The sequence below is a fragment of the Streptomyces sp. NPDC002884 genome (assembly GCF_040295245.1).
Taxonomy (GTDB): domain Bacteria; phylum Actinomycetota; class Actinomycetes; order Streptomycetales; family Streptomycetaceae; genus Streptomyces.
This window is the reverse complement of sequence record NZ_JBEOVB010000040.1, coordinates 52,055-67,090: the sequence shown is the minus strand read 5'-3', so window position 1 is coordinate 67,090 and position 15,036 is coordinate 52,055. Positions and strand designations below refer to the sequence as shown.

The following is a 15,036-nucleotide window of genomic DNA, read 5'->3' as shown; positions in this document are numbered from 1 at the left end:
CCGACCTCTTTGCGGTCGGCCTCGAGGGTGAAGACGGCGCTGGGCAGGGCGTGCTTGATGCTGGCTGAGCGTACGAAGTCCAGGGCGAGGGTGGATTTTCCCATGGCAGGGCGGGCGGCAATGACGATCAGCTGGCCGGGGTGGAGTCCGCCGGTGAGGGAGTCGAGGTCGGTGAAGCCGGTAGGCACGCCGGGCAGGGTGGCTTCGCGGCCGCCGGTCGCCTCGATCCAGTCGAGGGTGTCTTCCATGACGTCGCTGAGCGGGCTGGCCGGCGGGAGCAGGGGGCGCCGGGTGGTGGCGGCGAAGATCTCGGCCTGCGCCTGGTCGGCGATGCGTTCCGCGGCGTCGGTTGCGGCGTCGGAGGCCAGATTCTCGATGTGGATGGCGGCGATCTTGGTGCGGCGCAGCATGGCCGCGTTCTGGATGCGTTCGGCCCCGGCCAGCCAGCTCCGGGAGGGGGCAGGGCCTTTGACGAGTTCGGTGATGTAGGCGGATCCGCCGGCCATCTCGAGACGGCCATCCTGGGTGAGGTGGGCTGCCACCGCGAGCGGGTCCGTGGTCTCGCCGCGTCCGTACAGGTTGAGGATCGTCGTATAGATCAGCTCGTGGGCGGGTCGGTAGAAGTCGTGGCCGTGCAGGACGTCGGCGAGGTCGGCGATCGCGTCCTTTGACAGCAGCATCGCCTTCAGCACGGCCTTCTCCGCTTGAAGATCGTGCGGATGGTGCAGTGCGGCATCGCTGTCGTCGCTATTCACCTCGGATCCCCCCGTGTCATTCCCCGGATTGCTGGCCGCAGCGCGCGGCATCAGGCCAGCGTAGCGGCGGTCAGCGCCGGATGATCAGGCTTTCGTCCTGCTCGCCCGGCAGGAACTGGCCTGCCTCCCGCGGCAGTTGCTCCGCCTGACGATTCAGGGCCGCCTGAACGCCGGAGTCCGGCAACAAAGCCGGAGGTGGCCACAGCGGGCGGGGCACGATGCTTGCCGACGCGGGTGGGGGTGGTGGGCCGGCCGACGGATCCAGCTTCAGCAGCCGCAGGCGTCGTACGGTGACAGGCCCGAGTTCCTCATTGAGCTTTCGCACGAGGGCGTCCGCAAGGAGGCGGACGTTGGTCAGCCACGCTGCCGACGAACTGGTCAAGGTCAGAGTGCCACTGTCCGCGTCGAAATCAGTCGGGTAGACATGCCGGGCCATGGGGCCGGCCACAACAGACCATGCCGGCAGCGGCGAAGCTATCACCGCGAACACGTCGAGCAGGGCCTGGCCGACATGGACCGGCGGGGTTCGTCCCCGGACGCGCCGACGTCGTGCCGACGGGGCCTGGTCGGTGAAACGGTAGAGTCTAGCGTCCTCGCGGGCCCGTCGCAGGGCGACCATCGCGAGATCCAGGCCTGATCCGGCGCCGGGCGGCGGCTGGTCGTTCACAGCTCGGGCTGGCGCAGTGTCGGAGTGCCCCAGATACGGGTGACATCGTGGTCGGTGAAGGCATACACCAGCCGATAGCCGGAGGCCGCACCCGGGCTGTCACGCAGCTGTGCGAGGAAGCGTTCGGCGTCCTGCTCGCTCTGGCGCGGCGTGCCACACACCTGCCAGGCCTGCCCGTTCCACATCTCAGGAATCCAGCGCTTCTTCGGCTCCGGCTGTTCGGCGCGGATGCTGTGCCTGGACTGCACCCGCGCCGGCAGTGCCTCGTCCAAGGTGTCCGGAATATCCGCCTCGGAGCGCGGTCGCGGCGCGCGCAGTCCTGCCCGGCGGCGGGTTTCGCACAGCAGGCACAGGTCGGCCGCGTCCGGGTCGACGGGGCCGCCCGGGTGCTCGGGGCAGCGGGTGGTCGGCTTGGGTGTGCTGATGGCGTCGTCCAGCATGACCAGGGCTCGTTCGAGGTCCTGGCGGATCTCCCCCACATTGGGGGCGGCGCCGCCCTCGAGCTGCTGCCCGTGTTCGCCTGCGACGCGCAGGGACCGCCCCAGGGCGATGAGCTGGGCGTGATTCACAAGAGTCTCCTTGGTGCGGCGCCTGGTGCGACCGACCAGCGGTGGTCTGCCCGGTCGTGGGATCAGATGCTCGGTCGGGTGCCACGGGCCAGGCGCAGTCGCATGGCCTGCCACAGTTCGCCGGCGCCCCGGCTGGTGGCCGGCCGACTGCTGTGAAGCCCCGGGCAGCAGACGTCGTGCGCGACCTTGGCGCTGCCGTAGTCGCGGTGGTGCGGGCCGGGCCACGCGATCCCGCCGACCAGATGGTAGAGCTCGGTGTCGGCGAAGAGCCGGGCTGGGTAGTCCCCCGGCATCAGGGCGATCCACGCCTGCTCCACCGGGGGTTCCTCCCCTTCGAGCACACGGGCGGGATCGGGGCCGGCCTGGGGCCGGTAAATGTTCACCCCGTCGAAGTCCAGGGTGCGGTGACGTTGCGTCGCCACCCCGCACCGTAGACACGGCACGGTCAGCTTGCGCCCCCACGAAGGCACCGGCCCGTGCAGGGATGGAACACTCACGTCTGCTCAGCCTCCGATGCGCAATGTACGACAGCCTGCTGGCCGGGCGTGGCTCCCGCCAACTGCCAGCAGATTTCCAGGCTAGCGGCACAAAGTGACATACCCAACAGCCGCTCAACCGGCTCGCAGATGTAGCCGGCCAGCCACGACCCGGACGCGGCACTGAGGCCAGGGCGGGCTCGCGATAGTCGGCGGGGCTAGGTACTGAGGGAAGCCCGACCTGGTGGCGGGCGGGCTGTCCCGGGCCGATCAGCTGACCAGGGTTTACCGGCTCGGCAAAGACGACCACCCGCCAACAAGCACGTCCACCGTCTGGGGCGTCAGGAAGGTTGGTTGTCCTCACCGGCTTGCGGCTCTCGGCGGCGACGGCCACTGCGGCTTGCCCTACGGGCTCGGTGCCAAGCTTCGAAGACTTCGCATAGCTGGTTCAGGAGGCCGCGCACTGTGATGAGAAGAATGCTCACAGGGGTTGCTGCACCCAAGATCAACAACGTCAGGTCATCCACCGATTCGATACCTTCGCGACAGAGGTCGAACCAGCGACGGATGTTGCTCAGTTCGACCAGGAAATGGTCAGAACTGAGTTCCGCGCCGACAGCAAAGCTCAGGTACAGCTCAAAGAGGTTCAGGCGGAAGCCAGAGCGTCCGCAGGCGGCCGGTTTAGTGCAGGAGTCCGGGTCGTGGTTCACGGATCACAACAGGGACCACCGATGTGTCGGCCTCGACAGTCCCTGCGCCTGCACCGTCAGCCAACCGCATCGCTGCCGTTCCACGACCGAGATAGCTCAACATCACCGCACGTCCCGTCAGCCCGTGGTAAATGCGCCGGTGCCCTGACACCAATCGACGGGCCACGACCGGGCGGATCACAGAACATCCGACGCGCAGCCAGCGCCCGATGCTCACCTGCGTGCCCGTGGGGGCCTATTCGCTGGCGTTGCCGCAGTTCTTCACGGCATGTCGCAGCTCCTGTTCGACATCGGAACGGTTCAGGCCCTCGGCTCGGGCGTAGCGGGTGACGGCGTCCTGGGCTGCGGCTGCCGCTGTGAGCCAGACCCGGCGTTGACGATCGCGCTCATCGTGCTGGTCGAGCATTTCCAGTTTCCCGCGTTCGAGGTCGGCGGCCCGTTGCAGGGCGATCAGCGATGCAGGCAGACCGGTGCTGATCGGTTCGGCTTCCGGGGCGGGTGGGAGTGTCGATCCTCCGGGACCGGTCCCGGCCGTTTTGGCCTCTGGCGCCAGTGGCTGGGCGGGAACCAAGAACTGCCGCGTGGGTGCCGGCATAGTGCTGTTGTCGTGGCCCGCGAACGGTTGCGTGTGCGCTGGGGCTGGTGTCGGGCCCTCGTCATCGAGCGAGGGAAGCCAGCCCTCTGATCGGGGCTGCGGAATATCCGGAGCTGCAAGTCCAGGAGCCGCGCGGGTTTCATCTGCGTGTGAAGGACCTGGAGCCAGAGCAGTCCGGACTGGTGCCGGATTGTCGGCTGTGAACGTCAGCTCCACGCCGTAGATGCCACGGCGCTCCAGGGGTGCGCTCGGGACCCAGGTGTCGTCGCCGAAATTGCAGGTGTCGTCCGCGTCTCTGCCCGAGAAGCGGATGTGCTCATCCAGCACTGGCTGTTCTTCAGGAAGGGTGGCTTCCTCGCTCCGGTAGTCGGTCCACCGGATGCGGTCACTTGCGGGCACCCACATGTAGGCGCCAGAGCGGCGGTCCTTACGGGAAGAAGCGAACAGCGGGGTCACGCTGCCGGTGGCCGCGCCGATCAGAGTCTGACCGACCGTGATGCGCTGTGTGTTGCCTTCGTGGCCTGTCCATCCCGTGCCTTCGTCATCCAGGCGACGTGGAGTGTCCCACTGCAGGTGTACTTTGCCGCAGCCTGTCTTCGCCCGCCCGTCCGGGCAGGGCCGCTCGGCACTCGCGGTACAGCACCACTCGACGAGAACACGGAAGCCGCCCACCAGTACGAGGTCTGCCGCATTGCTGATCTCTCGCCACGTCATCTGCCTGGTCAGCATCCAGTTGGACCGGTCGATCAGGTGGAACCTGTCGTCGTGGGTGATCCAGTTGGCGGCCAGGCCGGCTTCGGCGTGTGCCCTCGACCGACGCAGCACGGTCCCGGCGCTCGCGTTGTAGTACTGCGCTTCGCATCCCAGGCTCACTCCGCCGGCACCGATGATCGTCACGTCCGGCCTGGACGTCCGGTTCCTGGTCGCCTTCTCCACATGGACCTCCAGGCCGGCCCCCTCACCAGTGCGGGCCAGGAAGTCCTTCATGGCCTTGTGCCTGTCACTCTCCTCCGGCGTCATTGCGTGCGTGGTGGGGAGATGAGCGGCGCGCAGGCGCAGGACACCGTCAGGGCCACGGTGCTTGCGCACGTACATGTGCGGGCTCTTGACCCCGCTCAGTTCCGCCTTGCACTGGTTCCCCTGGCTGTTCTCCACGCAGACAAGGAGACCCCGATACCTCTCGGCCACAGGCTGGAGCAGGCTCTCGATCAGTTCGGGCAGCCGCGGCCACGTGCCGCCCAGGCCGAGGTCTTCCTTGTCGAGTTCGAGAATCCGCTGAAGGCCGGAATGCCACACACCATTAGCCACAGATATCCCCCACCCCGGTACTAGAAGGCACTCCTTTCAAAGTAGGACCCGCCACTGACAACCAATACAGGGCAGACAGAAATCCCGCACCAAAGCCGAACTGAAGTTCTAGAATATGGCGACTCGTGGCCGAAACTGCACGGCAGTTCAGCTTGTCCCAACTGTGCACCGGCAACGCACCCCGCGCGATGGCGACCTGGCGCAACCTCGTCGTTGGTGCCCTCCGGCTGAGCGGCGTCAAGAACATCGCCACCGGCCTCCGAACGCACGCGACGCCCGCAGACCCCTCGCACTCCTCGGCTTCGCGTGATCGCAAAACGGGCGGCTGCCGACTACGCCGAAGCCCTGGGCTGGGCACGTCATTCGTCCCCAACCCGTTCCCGCAGACAACAGCAGACCATCAACCGGCTCGAGGAGCCCACCGGTGGGGGCGGCCCGCCGCAACCCGCGCGCGAAGGACCTGCAACTGTCCCAGCCTGCCGCGCAGCAGGTAGCCCGCCGTACGGCGGCCGGCGCCCTCGGCCGCGGCCTCGGCCGCCACAGGATGTCGGGGATGCTGGCGCAACGCCGCCTCGTAGACGGCATCGGCCTCTGCTCCCGCTTCCCCGCCCGCCATCAGCCGTCGCAGAGCACTGGCCCGGCGCTCGCCACAGATCTGCTTGGCCACCTCCTGTGCCGCGTATGCCATCCACGCCTCGTCGCCGCCACGGCGCCGACACTCCTCGGCGATCAGCGCCCGGGTGTCGGCCTCACAGCGCGCCGTAAGCTCGGCGACCTGCTCCGGATCGTCCAGGTCGGCCCGTACCGCCACCACCAGGTCAACGGCCTCCTGTACCAGGAGATCCGTACGCCGGGCATACGAACACGGCGGGCACAGGCCTGCCGCCTCCGGCAGCCCACACCCCGTGCACGGCGCCGACTGCCGCCCCCGCACAGCCACCTCCTCCCGCTCACGGCGCCGCGCCACGGCCGCCCGCCGCTCCTCCGCCACGACGGCCGCCCGATCGTGTCGGACCTGGGCTCGGTCTGCTTCCATCACGATGTGCCGACGCAACCGCTGCTCCAAGACGGCTCGCAGCTCGGCAGTGCCAGCACCCGCCAGTTGAGCTGCGGCCTGATCGCGGATCCTGGCCCGCACCGCGCGCCGGTCCGCGATCACCGAGGCACAGGAGAGGCAGTCTCCCCCGGTGTCCAGGCGGATCCCGTCGTCACATCGCCTATCCGAACAGGCCGGCCGTTGCACCAGGCCCCGCCGGATCAGCCACGCGTACGGGCTTTCCACCAGGGCATCGCCGCCGCTCTCCTCCAGCCGGTCGGTAAGCCGGTCGGCCAGCAGGCGGGGCGCCGCCTCCGGCTGCATCAGCATGCCCGCCAGCCGCTTGACCTCCGCCTTCGCGGCCGCCTCAACCTGGTCCTGCTGCCAGCCGGACAGCCGCTTCCACAGCCCGGAAACCGGCCCCAGAGCCACCCGCAGGCCAAGATCAGCCGGAAGGCCCACCCTCCGCTGCTGCTGCGCCTTTTTCCACCCCACGGCCCTTGAGCGGCTATCGGCCACAGCCCAGGCAGCACGCTGCCCATCACGCTCATCGACCGGGGACTCTTTCGGCTGTTCCCCGCGCAGCGGGCCAGCCTCGGCTAGCGGCGGCGGCGACTTGGCAACGTCGGTCTCGCTGTCGTCGGCCTGGTCCTCGCGCATGCACACGTGCTCCGGCCTACGGCCTTCACCCCCGCGGTCTTCGCCGGAAAAGCCATCAGAGAGCGCGAGAGAACCACCAGGAGTAGCGACAGAAGCGTGGAGAGCGTGGTGCTGTGCAGCTGCGGCGAGGTCTGTCGATCCACCGATCTTGTCCTGTCCGGCACCCTCGATCCCAGTCGTCACAAGGGCCTTGCCCGTCTCGCCGGACTCCAGATCTCCGGATGCAGTACCGGCGAGGTCTGAAAACACAGCCTTCGCCACCCGGCGGGCCTCCCGCACGGCCACGCCGTGGGCCTCGGCGACCGGCACCAGGCGCACCCGTGACCGCGCGTGCAGACCCGAGCCGGTCTCCTGGCGCACCACGTCGGCGACGCCGTGCTCCTGGAGCCGCTTGAGCACCTTCGCCCCGGCCGCCGCCGTGCAGCCCAGCAGCCGCGCCACCGTCGTTGCCGGACGCCCCCGCCCGGTGTCCACCGACCCGGGGCACAGCTGCAACCAGCCCGCCGAACCCGTCGTCAGCACCATCAACAGCAGCCCGAGCCGGTCCGTCGCAGCCCCCCGGCCCGCACGACCGGCGAGCAGCCCGGCCGGGACCGCCGCCTTGTCCTTCGGCGCCCACCCCGGACCGAACAGCACCTCGCACAGGCTCAGCAGCACCGCCAGCTCCGAGCGGGACAGCGCCAGGACGTGCCGCCGGTCGCCGGCCCTCTGCGCCCGGTACATCGGGATCACCCAGCACTCCAGGCCCGTCGCGTGCCCGAAGCTGTTGGTCGCGACGTTCGAGCCGAGGAACCCGGCAGCGCGCAGCTCGGGCAGCACGGTGTGCGCGACCGTCGACTGGGAGACCCCCAGCCACCGACCGAGCTCCGCCGCCCAGATCGACGCCTGGTAGTCGTCGGCCACCTTCGCCTTCGCCGTCAACACCACCGACGCCAGCCGCGCGCCGTCCGACGCCTCGGCCAGCGCCGGAGACGACACCAGCGCCCGCACCGCGGCGAGCAGCCGGGCCCGCATCGTCTTCGACAGCTGGAGCGGGTTGCTCAGCTCCAGCGGAGCGACCGGACCGGCCTGCGCCGGGACCGACCGCAGCCGACGCCGCGACGCCCCGCCAGCGAACTCCGTACGAGGACGCGGAAGCACACCGGCCGACGTCGCCACGGCGCTCACCGGACCACCCGGAAGGACGTCAGAACATGATCCATCTGGCGACCATGGACCAGGCCACCTGTGGACCGATTCCGGCGAGCGGCAGCAAGCCTGTGGACGAGCGCGGGGACGGCGGGAGCCGAGGCAGAGAGGTGCACACCTGCTACAGGTGTCGCGATCGAGTCTGGTGTGACATCGGATGTGCGTGAGATCGGGAAAACGTCCCGAGTAGCCGGATGTACCAGACAAACCGGGCTGTGAGATTGCACGAGGCGGGACGTCACGGATGCGCAAAAGCGCATGAAACAGGCATAAGCGGGCTGGCGAAAGCCCGGGCAGTCGTGCAGAATGACGACAGCCTCCTTAGGTGGAAGCAGAAATGGCGAAGCGTCCTTCGGGACGCTTCGGGTTCAGGCAGAACCGAGTTCGAACCGCTCGCAGCCGGTTGGCGCCGGGGCGAGCAGCTCCTCCAAGAGGCCGGCAAGCCTCACGGAGAGCAGATGGGCGCTGGACCTGGTGACGGGCAATCACCAAAGACCAGTCAGCCCGGGGCGGCCAGAAGCCCTGCGATGCAGGCGCCGCCCCCGATGACCTACCTCATCCCAACCCCCTCAGTAGAGGGACGGGGCTCCCTGGGCAGCACGAACACCCCGCCGAAGGGCCAGCCTGCGCCCACGCGCTGCTGGTACCACGGCGGGGTGCTGTGTGTCGGGGGGAGGGTACGGGTACCCTGAGCCATATCGATCACCTGGACTCGCTGAAAGGGTGGTCGGTGGCCTTGGATCCTCGCTACAGGAACCTTGGCCGCGTTGGCCCCCTTCTCGGCTTGCTGAAGGCTGAGGTGATGGGGGCCATCGTCGTTTTTGATCAATGACGGGGCCACGATACTCCTTCGGTTCGACGTTTGAGACCCCTGGGGTTCACGTGTCGCAACGCTCGGATTTGCCTGTCGGGGTGTCAAAAAAAGTCTCTCCTTCCCGAGGTGAAAGCCTTTCAGGCGCACAAACGCCCTGGTGAGTCGGCAAGTTCCCAGGATCCGAACAGATTTTGAGCGCCAGCGGAAGGGCAGTTACACAGAGCCTTCGGTGAATCCCGGAAAGCGGGCCGTGAGTCCCGGCCGCGTCCCGTGGGACGGGAAGCACGCGGCAGGGGGATCGCCATGACGGAAGGTCGGGTGCAGCAGGGGCACTTTCACGCGCGTGGCCCTTCGTCTCGCCAGCGCCGCCAATTGTGGCCAGGCAGGTCATAGCCCGTCAGGCCGGGCGGTAGCAGTCCTTCGTAGCCGAGACACGTACACCACTCGGCATCGTGCCCGCCGTCAACTGCACAGTGGTGGGGTCGGACAGGGCTGTGAACTCCGATTTCGTGCCCGCACCTGCACTGCGGCGTGCCAGTAGACAAGTGATAGGGCCGGATCATGATCTGGCCGCTCTGTGGCCATGCCACGACCCGTCGGTTCTGTGGGTCTGCCTGGAAGCACGAGTTGTCTCTAGGGCTGGGCACTTCTCGGGCAATCGAGAAGTGCGAGGCGGGAGGGGATTTCGGCAGTGAAGATCGAGCTTTGGGCGAGCGGGCCATTTCGCTCTTGATTTGGTTGACCGCAGTGCTGACCACGTCCACTGGGTCCCCGTTGATGACGAACCACTCTCCATGAGCCCGGCGGTCCTGGAAGCGGCGGTGCAAGGCCGCCTCAAGTTCGGAACCGCCGAGGTAGGTATGGAGAACGACCAGCGGCAAGGGCGACATGCTTTGGATAGACGCGAGCCGTCGCGGAACGTTCGAGCTCCTACCGATCTTCACCAGCGGAGAATTGAAGGAACCGACTAGGTATACGTGTTCCGCCCCGGTCACTGTCCACCTCGCAGCTCGCGAAGATGGGCGACGAACTCCTGAGCCTCGGAGGCGTGAGCGTAGTGGGACTTGAGGGCCTGCCCGAGGTCGGCGGCCACCATTGCGAGTGACGGCAAGCTCTTCCGGTCACCGGCGAGAGCCTTCTCGCCGTACGTGAGCGCGGTGTCGAGGTCGCCTTCGCGGGCCGCGACCACACCGAGGGTGACCCGGGCCTCAGCGTTTCGCATGGGCGAGCGCTCCGTGCCGTCGAAGTCGGTGCCAGCCCGGATTACCTGGTTCGCCAGCTGCTCCGCGAGCCGGTTCTCCCCGACCCGGCGCAGCGCATCCATCCGGTAAAAGTCGTACTTGCCCGGGTCAACAACGAAATGATCTTCGATGTTCTCCGGGTACGGAATCCTCTCCAACAGCAGGCGCCCCTTGTCCAGGGCTACCTCGGTCTGCGAGCGATCCCCCAGCCGTGCCCATGCCTTGGCCTGCTGCGCGTAGAGCTGCGCGGCCACGCCCTCGTTCGGCGCGATGGCGATCCCGGCTTCCGCAGCTGCGATGACCCCGCGGTAGTCGCCCCGGGTCAGTGAGAACCAGGCACGCATCTCGTGCGCCCACCCCTGCACGCTCAGTTCACCTGACTCCTGACCGAGCATCAACGCGGCTTGCCGGGTCGCCTCAGCGTCGCGCGGCCTGCCGGAGTCGTACTCGACACAGCCCACCAGGAGGCTGAGTTTCCCGGCGAGCGCGATGATGTCGCGGTGCTGCGCCAAGCTCACCCGTTGGTGCTGAAGGCCAACAACCCGCGCCAGCCAGGCTTTTCCTTCGAGGAGCAGCTGCTCGGCAGGCATGTATGCGTACTCGCAGCACAGCCGGTCGGCAGTGATCCGCAAGGCGTCCAGGGTGGCTACGTCGACGTCCGAGGCGCGCAGCCGGGCAATGATGTCGACGGTGTCCATGCCGCTGACCTGCAAAATCTCGGCTCGCCCGTCACGGCGGCCCCGCTCGGGGAAAAAGGCACCCGTCGTCGTGTTGAAGACCGCGGCGATGACGGACCGGTACTTCGTTGGCTGCGCATCACCGCGCTCCCAGCGCTTCCATTGGCGAAGGAGGTCCTGTTCGCTGACCTCCTGGTCGTCGGGGAGCCGGACCATCAAGGCACGCACCGCGTCGGCCTGCGACCAGTCGCGGGCCGTACGTTCTTCGATCATCCGGCGTGCCCAGTCAGGACGCTCGTCCATTGCGACTCCCCTTCCTTGTACGGTCCAGCGGCGCAGCCTGCGCCCCGACAGGGTGAGGCCCGCAGAGGGGAGGCTGGCTCTGTCGAGCATGGCACGCACTCTTGATCGCGCGGAGGTGACAAGTGGTGGTGACATTCTGAATGTCACCGGCCCATGTCACTTTCCGCAGCCGCGATCCCCGAGCACGGTCATGACCATTGAGTGCCGGGAGTCGCGAGGGGGAGGCAGAGATCAATGCGGACCGTCACCTGTGGAAGGACGCGCACGACGAAGCTCCGCCAACAGGTGCTCCGGAACTCCGTCGTACACGAAGTGGGGTTCATCGTCGTCCGGAGGGCGGAAGCGCCCCGCATGACGAAGCAGGTCCTCTTCGCTGAACGAGATGCTGTTCGCATCGACCAACGACTTCTCGTTGCGCTCCCGGATGCGTTCCCAGCGCACCTCGTGCGGTGCGGGCAGGTAGATCAGTACGGGCTCGCCGCCGGCCTCCATCACGGTTGCCGCCCACAGGGCACGCTCTTCCGGGGTCCAGAATCCGTGGTCGACCACGACCTCGTGTCCGGTCGCCAGGAGCTGCTGTACCTCCAGGGCGATGTCCTTGAGGACAGGCGCCTCTCGAACGAGGAACTCGCCGCGGGGGAAGTCGCGGCCGTAGTGCCCGTAGCGGCGGAACATCTCCTCATCAGGGCAAAGGCGCCGGAATCCGGCTCCTTCCAGTGCGCGGGCGAGGGTGGTCTTGCCAGCACCTTGCAGGCCGGCCATGAGGATCGCGCGAGGCGCAGGCCCCGGCTGTCCGGCCAGGGCTTCGGAGATACGGCGGATCTCGAATCGTCCTTTCAGAGTCAGCGTGTCGTTGCGTTCTGCCCTCAGGAGATCACCGAAGCGGCTCTCCAGACGGTGGACAAAGCCATCGTCCAGGAGCACTGTGTCGCCCGCGGTCACTGGGTGACCTCAGTGAGGGTCCGCCGGGTGCGGCCCGGCGCGCCCAGGTCCACGCCGTACTCCAGCAGTTCCCCGTCGGCGTCCAGGAACTGCGAGGTCAGCACGAGGATCGCCGCAACGGTGTCGGCCTCCAGCTCCAAGAGCTCGAGGTCGCGATGCGTCGCGATGCGGGCCCCTTCCTCATCCGCGCGCTTCACGGCGCTGCGCCCGGTGGCCCGTGCGATTAGGTCGAGCGAGAGCCCGCCCCTGAGGCGCTCGCTTCGAACCAACTCGGGGAGCACCTGGGCGAATTCGGCAGGGATCCAGGACGTGGAGTGGGAGACGATCCCATGAGTGTCACGGTAGACACGGCTGCGACGAATCACGTCGTCACCAGGCGAGATACCCAACACCTGTGCCACGTCCTCCGGGGCATCGACTATGCCTGCCATGTGGCCGGACGACTTCTCTCCGACGCCCCATGCCGACTTTGTCTTGCCGCTCCGGTCGTGACGTTCCGAACCGGAGGCCAGCGAGATGGGACGCGTCATCACCTCGGTGCCGACGCCCGGGATGCCCTGCACGAGCTTCTCTTCCCGCAGCAGCCGCATCGCTCGGTCGGCGGTTGCCGTGCTGACCTCCCACTGCGTGGAAAGAGCCTTGATGCTCGGCAGGAGGTCACCCGGCGAGAGCTCCCCGGAGCTGATCAGCTCGCGGTAGTGGCCCGCGATGCGCGCATACGGCGGCCGGTTGTCGGCTCGGGGTGGCCCTGGCATGTGCCTTCGCCTCCTTCGATTCCCTCTGGTTGCCTCACTATACCGCTTGACACCTGAGGGTACCTGATGCAACCTGATGTAGGTAAGGCTTTGGTGATCCCCCGGGAGCACTGAGTGAGCACCACCGCAAGACCGCAGTAGTCGTCCGCCCCTCGGGGCGGCCGGAGTAGTCCTCAGCTCGCTGAGGGCGCGAGAGCACCATCGAACTCCTCCGGAGCCTGACGGCCGCGACGCCTGTGTGCACGTCGCAGCGCTGTGCGCTGTCTGTCCTACGGGACGCCGGCCTTGTGTCGTGCGGCCCGGAGGGCAGAGAGAGCATCGCGACGCGTTCCCCGCCACTCCGTCCGTGAGGAGTCCAGATGTCCGCTTTAACCCTTGAGCGCACCGCCCGCCCCCGCCGGAGCCGGACCCGCTCCCGCACCGTCAACGCCCGCCCGGCGCTGGCCCTCTCCACCCTCCAGCCCCACCAGTACGACCTGCGCCCCGTCTGCGCATCGCTGGTCTGCCCCGACTGCAAGACATGGGTGCCGATCACCGGCCTCGGGACCAAGACGACCAAGGTCGTGCCGCACGACACCGGCCGCGCGGACAAGGACGTCGCCGTCCGCTGCCGCCTGGGTAGCAACCGCCTGATCACGGTCGACGTCACGGTCCGGAAGTGGCAGGAGCGCTTGGAGGACGGTCACGCGGAGACCGGTTACCGCCGCAAGACAACCGTGCGACGCAAACCCAAGGTCGCGGTCGCCCCGGCCGTCAGCCAGATCGCCGCGCAGAAGCAGACGCCGACGGATGACGAGCGCAGCAACGGCCGGCCCCTGTGGCTGCTGCGCAAGGAACAGTGGGCGGCGACTGCGTCCGCAGTCCGCGACGCCGACACCCGCCGCGCGCAGCTGCCCGCGGGTGCCGCGCCGCTCGGTGCGCCGACGGTGCCGCATACGACGCTGCACCCCGAGCGCCGCGCGAGTTGACCTGCTTCGGACGAACGCCCACGGCCCCGGCCACCCCGAGCGATCGGGGTGGCCGGGGCCGTGGCTGCTCGTACGACAGCCGGCTCCCACCGCAGGAGACTCCCATGTCTATTCCGACTGACCCCCGTACTCCGCAGCAGCGCGTCCGCGACCAGCTGGATGCCGCCCGCCGGCAGCTGACTCGAGAGGGCCTGTCCCGACCGGAGCGTGCGCGAATCGCCGACCGCATCCACACCCTGACCGAGCAGTCGCGCCGCATCAGCGCCTGACTCCGCAGCCTGCGCTGCCCGCCGACGACCGCCCCGCTTCGAGCGGCGTTCGGTCGGCGGCGGAGTGCGCAGGACGCACTCACGCGATGGACCCCCGGGGCGGCTACCCCGGGGGTCCTTTCGCAGGTCCGCCCTTTCCGAGAGGACGACCCACTGATGCACAGCATGGCAGCCCCCGCCCTGGCGGACACCAGGCCGCCACTCCCGATCCGGCCCCAGCCGCACGAGCGCGACGGACGCCAGCCCCAGCAGCCCGGCGGCCGGCCCCACCCGCAGCACACCGCACGGCACGCCACCCTCGCCCGCCTGATCGGAGCCGCAGCATGATCCCCACCCTCATCACCCTGCCCCGCACCGCCGCCGACGAGATCGGCCCCCGCCGCCCGGGCGCGATCTACCAGAACAGCGACGGCCGGTTCGAGGTCCTGGCGCTCATCACCAACCCCCGCGAGGCCGCGCAACTGCTGCGCCGCGCCAGCGCACGGTGGGCGGTCATCGTCCGCGACACCCTGCGTCCCGATGGCCAGCCGTTCGCGGTCGGATCGGTGTGGGCGACGTCTGACTACCTGCTGCGTGAGGGCCGGACCGAGACTGCCTACGCCCCGGCTGCCTGACGATCCGTCACGGTCCCTCTCCCACCCCCGCCAGAGCGATAGGGGGTGGGAGGCGGGCCGTGGCTGGCTGTCCGGCCAGTCAAGGGCGGCGGTCCCGGAGGTTGAGAGCTCCGGGACCGCCAGTACAGGAAGGCAAGTTCCTGTGATCGACAGCATGACACGCACCCGCCCCACCCCGGCAGACCAGGACGCCCACCGCCGTCTCGGGCAGCACCTCCTGGACGTCGTCCGACGACAGGACGCCGCGGTCCCCGCCGGCCGGCGCGCCCCGCGCACCGTCGCGGAGATGCGCGCCCGGCAGATCGCGGCGAGCGGACAGCAGGCCTGCGGTTCCTGCCAGGGCACCGGCGGCCACACCGTCGACACCAGCAGCGGCGGAATCACCAGGCAGGGCTGGATGCGCTGCGGCACCTGCCAGGGAACGGGACACGCCTGATGCGGGCCTGCATGGCGGCGCTCGCCCGCCGCCTGATCCTCGCGGCGGGCGGT

At 68.5% G+C, this 15,036-nt stretch carries 16 protein-coding genes; 5 read left to right on the top strand and 11 right to left on the bottom strand.

Annotation, left to right across the window (positions count from 1 at the left end):
• The 11 genes from ABT070_RS40645 to ABT070_RS40595 form a co-directional block, all read right to left on the bottom strand.
• Positions 1-806, bottom strand: an 806-nt coding sequence (locus tag ABT070_RS40645; RefSeq protein WP_351767982.1) for a replicative DNA helicase, incomplete at its 3' end; no start/stop codon positions are given.
• A 19-nt stretch (positions 807-825) separates the two neighbouring features.
• On the bottom strand, positions 826-1,422 hold the full coding sequence (locus ABT070_RS40640; protein ID WP_351767981.1) for a DciA family protein: 597 nt from the start codon (positions 1,420-1,422) through the stop codon (positions 826-828).
• The gene (locus ABT070_RS40635) at positions 1,419-1,991 is read right to left on the bottom strand and encodes a hypothetical protein (protein WP_351767980.1); all 573 of its coding nucleotides are present in this window, start codon (positions 1,989-1,991) and stop codon (positions 1,419-1,421) included. Before ABT070_RS40635 ends, ABT070_RS40640 begins: the two co-directional genes overlap by 4 nt.
• Positions 1,992-2,053: 62 nt before the next feature.
• Positions 2,054-2,413: a DUF6083 domain-containing protein gene (locus ABT070_RS40630; RefSeq protein WP_351767979.1), complete on the bottom strand. Its 360-nt coding sequence runs from the start codon at positions 2,411-2,413 to the stop codon at positions 2,054-2,056.
• A gap of 395 nt (positions 2,414-2,808) precedes the next feature.
• Positions 2,809-3,177: a hypothetical protein gene (locus tag ABT070_RS40625; RefSeq protein WP_351767978.1), complete on the bottom strand. Its 369-nt coding sequence runs from the start codon at positions 3,175-3,177 to the stop codon at positions 2,809-2,811.
• Between the two features lie 235 nt (positions 3,178-3,412).
• Positions 3,413-5,080: a competence protein CoiA family protein gene (locus tag ABT070_RS40620; RefSeq protein WP_351767977.1), complete on the bottom strand. Its 1,668-nt coding sequence runs from the start codon at positions 5,078-5,080 to the stop codon at positions 3,413-3,415.
• Between the two features lie 400 nt (positions 5,081-5,480).
• Positions 5,481-7,943 (bottom strand): hypothetical protein, encoded by a 2,463-nt coding sequence (locus ABT070_RS40615; protein ID WP_351767976.1) that lies wholly within the window; start codon positions 7,941-7,943, stop codon positions 5,481-5,483.
• A gap of 1,170 nt (positions 7,944-9,113) precedes the next feature.
• Positions 9,114-9,773, bottom strand: a complete 660-nt coding sequence (locus tag ABT070_RS40610) for a GIY-YIG nuclease family protein (RefSeq protein WP_351767975.1) — start codon at positions 9,771-9,773, stop codon at positions 9,114-9,116.
• Positions 9,770-11,089: an NsdA family TPR-like regulatory protein gene (locus tag ABT070_RS40605; protein ID WP_502990198.1), complete on the bottom strand. Its 1,320-nt coding sequence runs from the start codon at positions 11,087-11,089 to the stop codon at positions 9,770-9,772. Before ABT070_RS40605 ends, ABT070_RS40610 begins: the two co-directional genes overlap by 4 nt.
• Before the next feature lie 141 nt (positions 11,090-11,230).
• Entirely contained in the window at positions 11,231-11,941 is a 711-nt protein-coding gene (locus ABT070_RS40600) for a P-loop nucleotide/nucleoside kinase family protein (protein WP_351767973.1), read from the bottom strand.
• On the bottom strand, positions 11,938-12,696 hold the full coding sequence (locus ABT070_RS40595; protein WP_351767972.1) for a GntR family transcriptional regulator: 759 nt from the start codon (positions 12,694-12,696) through the stop codon (positions 11,938-11,940). Before ABT070_RS40595 ends, ABT070_RS40600 begins: the two co-directional genes overlap by 4 nt.
• A 359-nt stretch (positions 12,697-13,055) precedes the next feature.
• Here ABT070_RS40595 and ABT070_RS40590 point away from each other — a divergent pair, with 359 nt between their 5' ends.
• From ABT070_RS40590 to ABT070_RS40570, 5 genes are all read left to right on the top strand, one after another.
• The gene (locus ABT070_RS40590; protein ID WP_351767971.1) at positions 13,056-13,664 is read left to right on the top strand and encodes a hypothetical protein; all 609 of its coding nucleotides are present in this window, start codon (positions 13,056-13,058) and stop codon (positions 13,662-13,664) included.
• Positions 13,665-13,768: 104 nt separating this feature from the next.
• A complete protein-coding gene (locus ABT070_RS40585; protein ID WP_351767970.1) occupies positions 13,769-13,933 on the top strand; it encodes a hypothetical protein in 165 nt (54 codons plus the stop codon).
• A gap of 156 nt (positions 13,934-14,089) precedes the next feature.
• Positions 14,090-14,260: a hypothetical protein gene (locus ABT070_RS40580; protein WP_351767969.1), complete on the top strand. Its 171-nt coding sequence runs from the start codon at positions 14,090-14,092 to the stop codon at positions 14,258-14,260.
• Positions 14,257-14,547, top strand: coding sequence for a hypothetical protein (locus ABT070_RS40575; RefSeq protein ID WP_351767968.1), 291 nt, complete (start codon positions 14,257-14,259; stop codon positions 14,545-14,547). The genes ABT070_RS40580 and ABT070_RS40575 overlap by 4 nt, the downstream gene beginning before the upstream one ends.
• A gap of 154 nt (positions 14,548-14,701) precedes the next feature.
• The gene (locus ABT070_RS40570; protein ID WP_351767967.1) at positions 14,702-14,983 is read left to right on the top strand and encodes a hypothetical protein; all 282 of its coding nucleotides are present in this window, start codon (positions 14,702-14,704) and stop codon (positions 14,981-14,983) included.
• Positions 14,984-15,036: the final 53 nt, after the last annotated feature.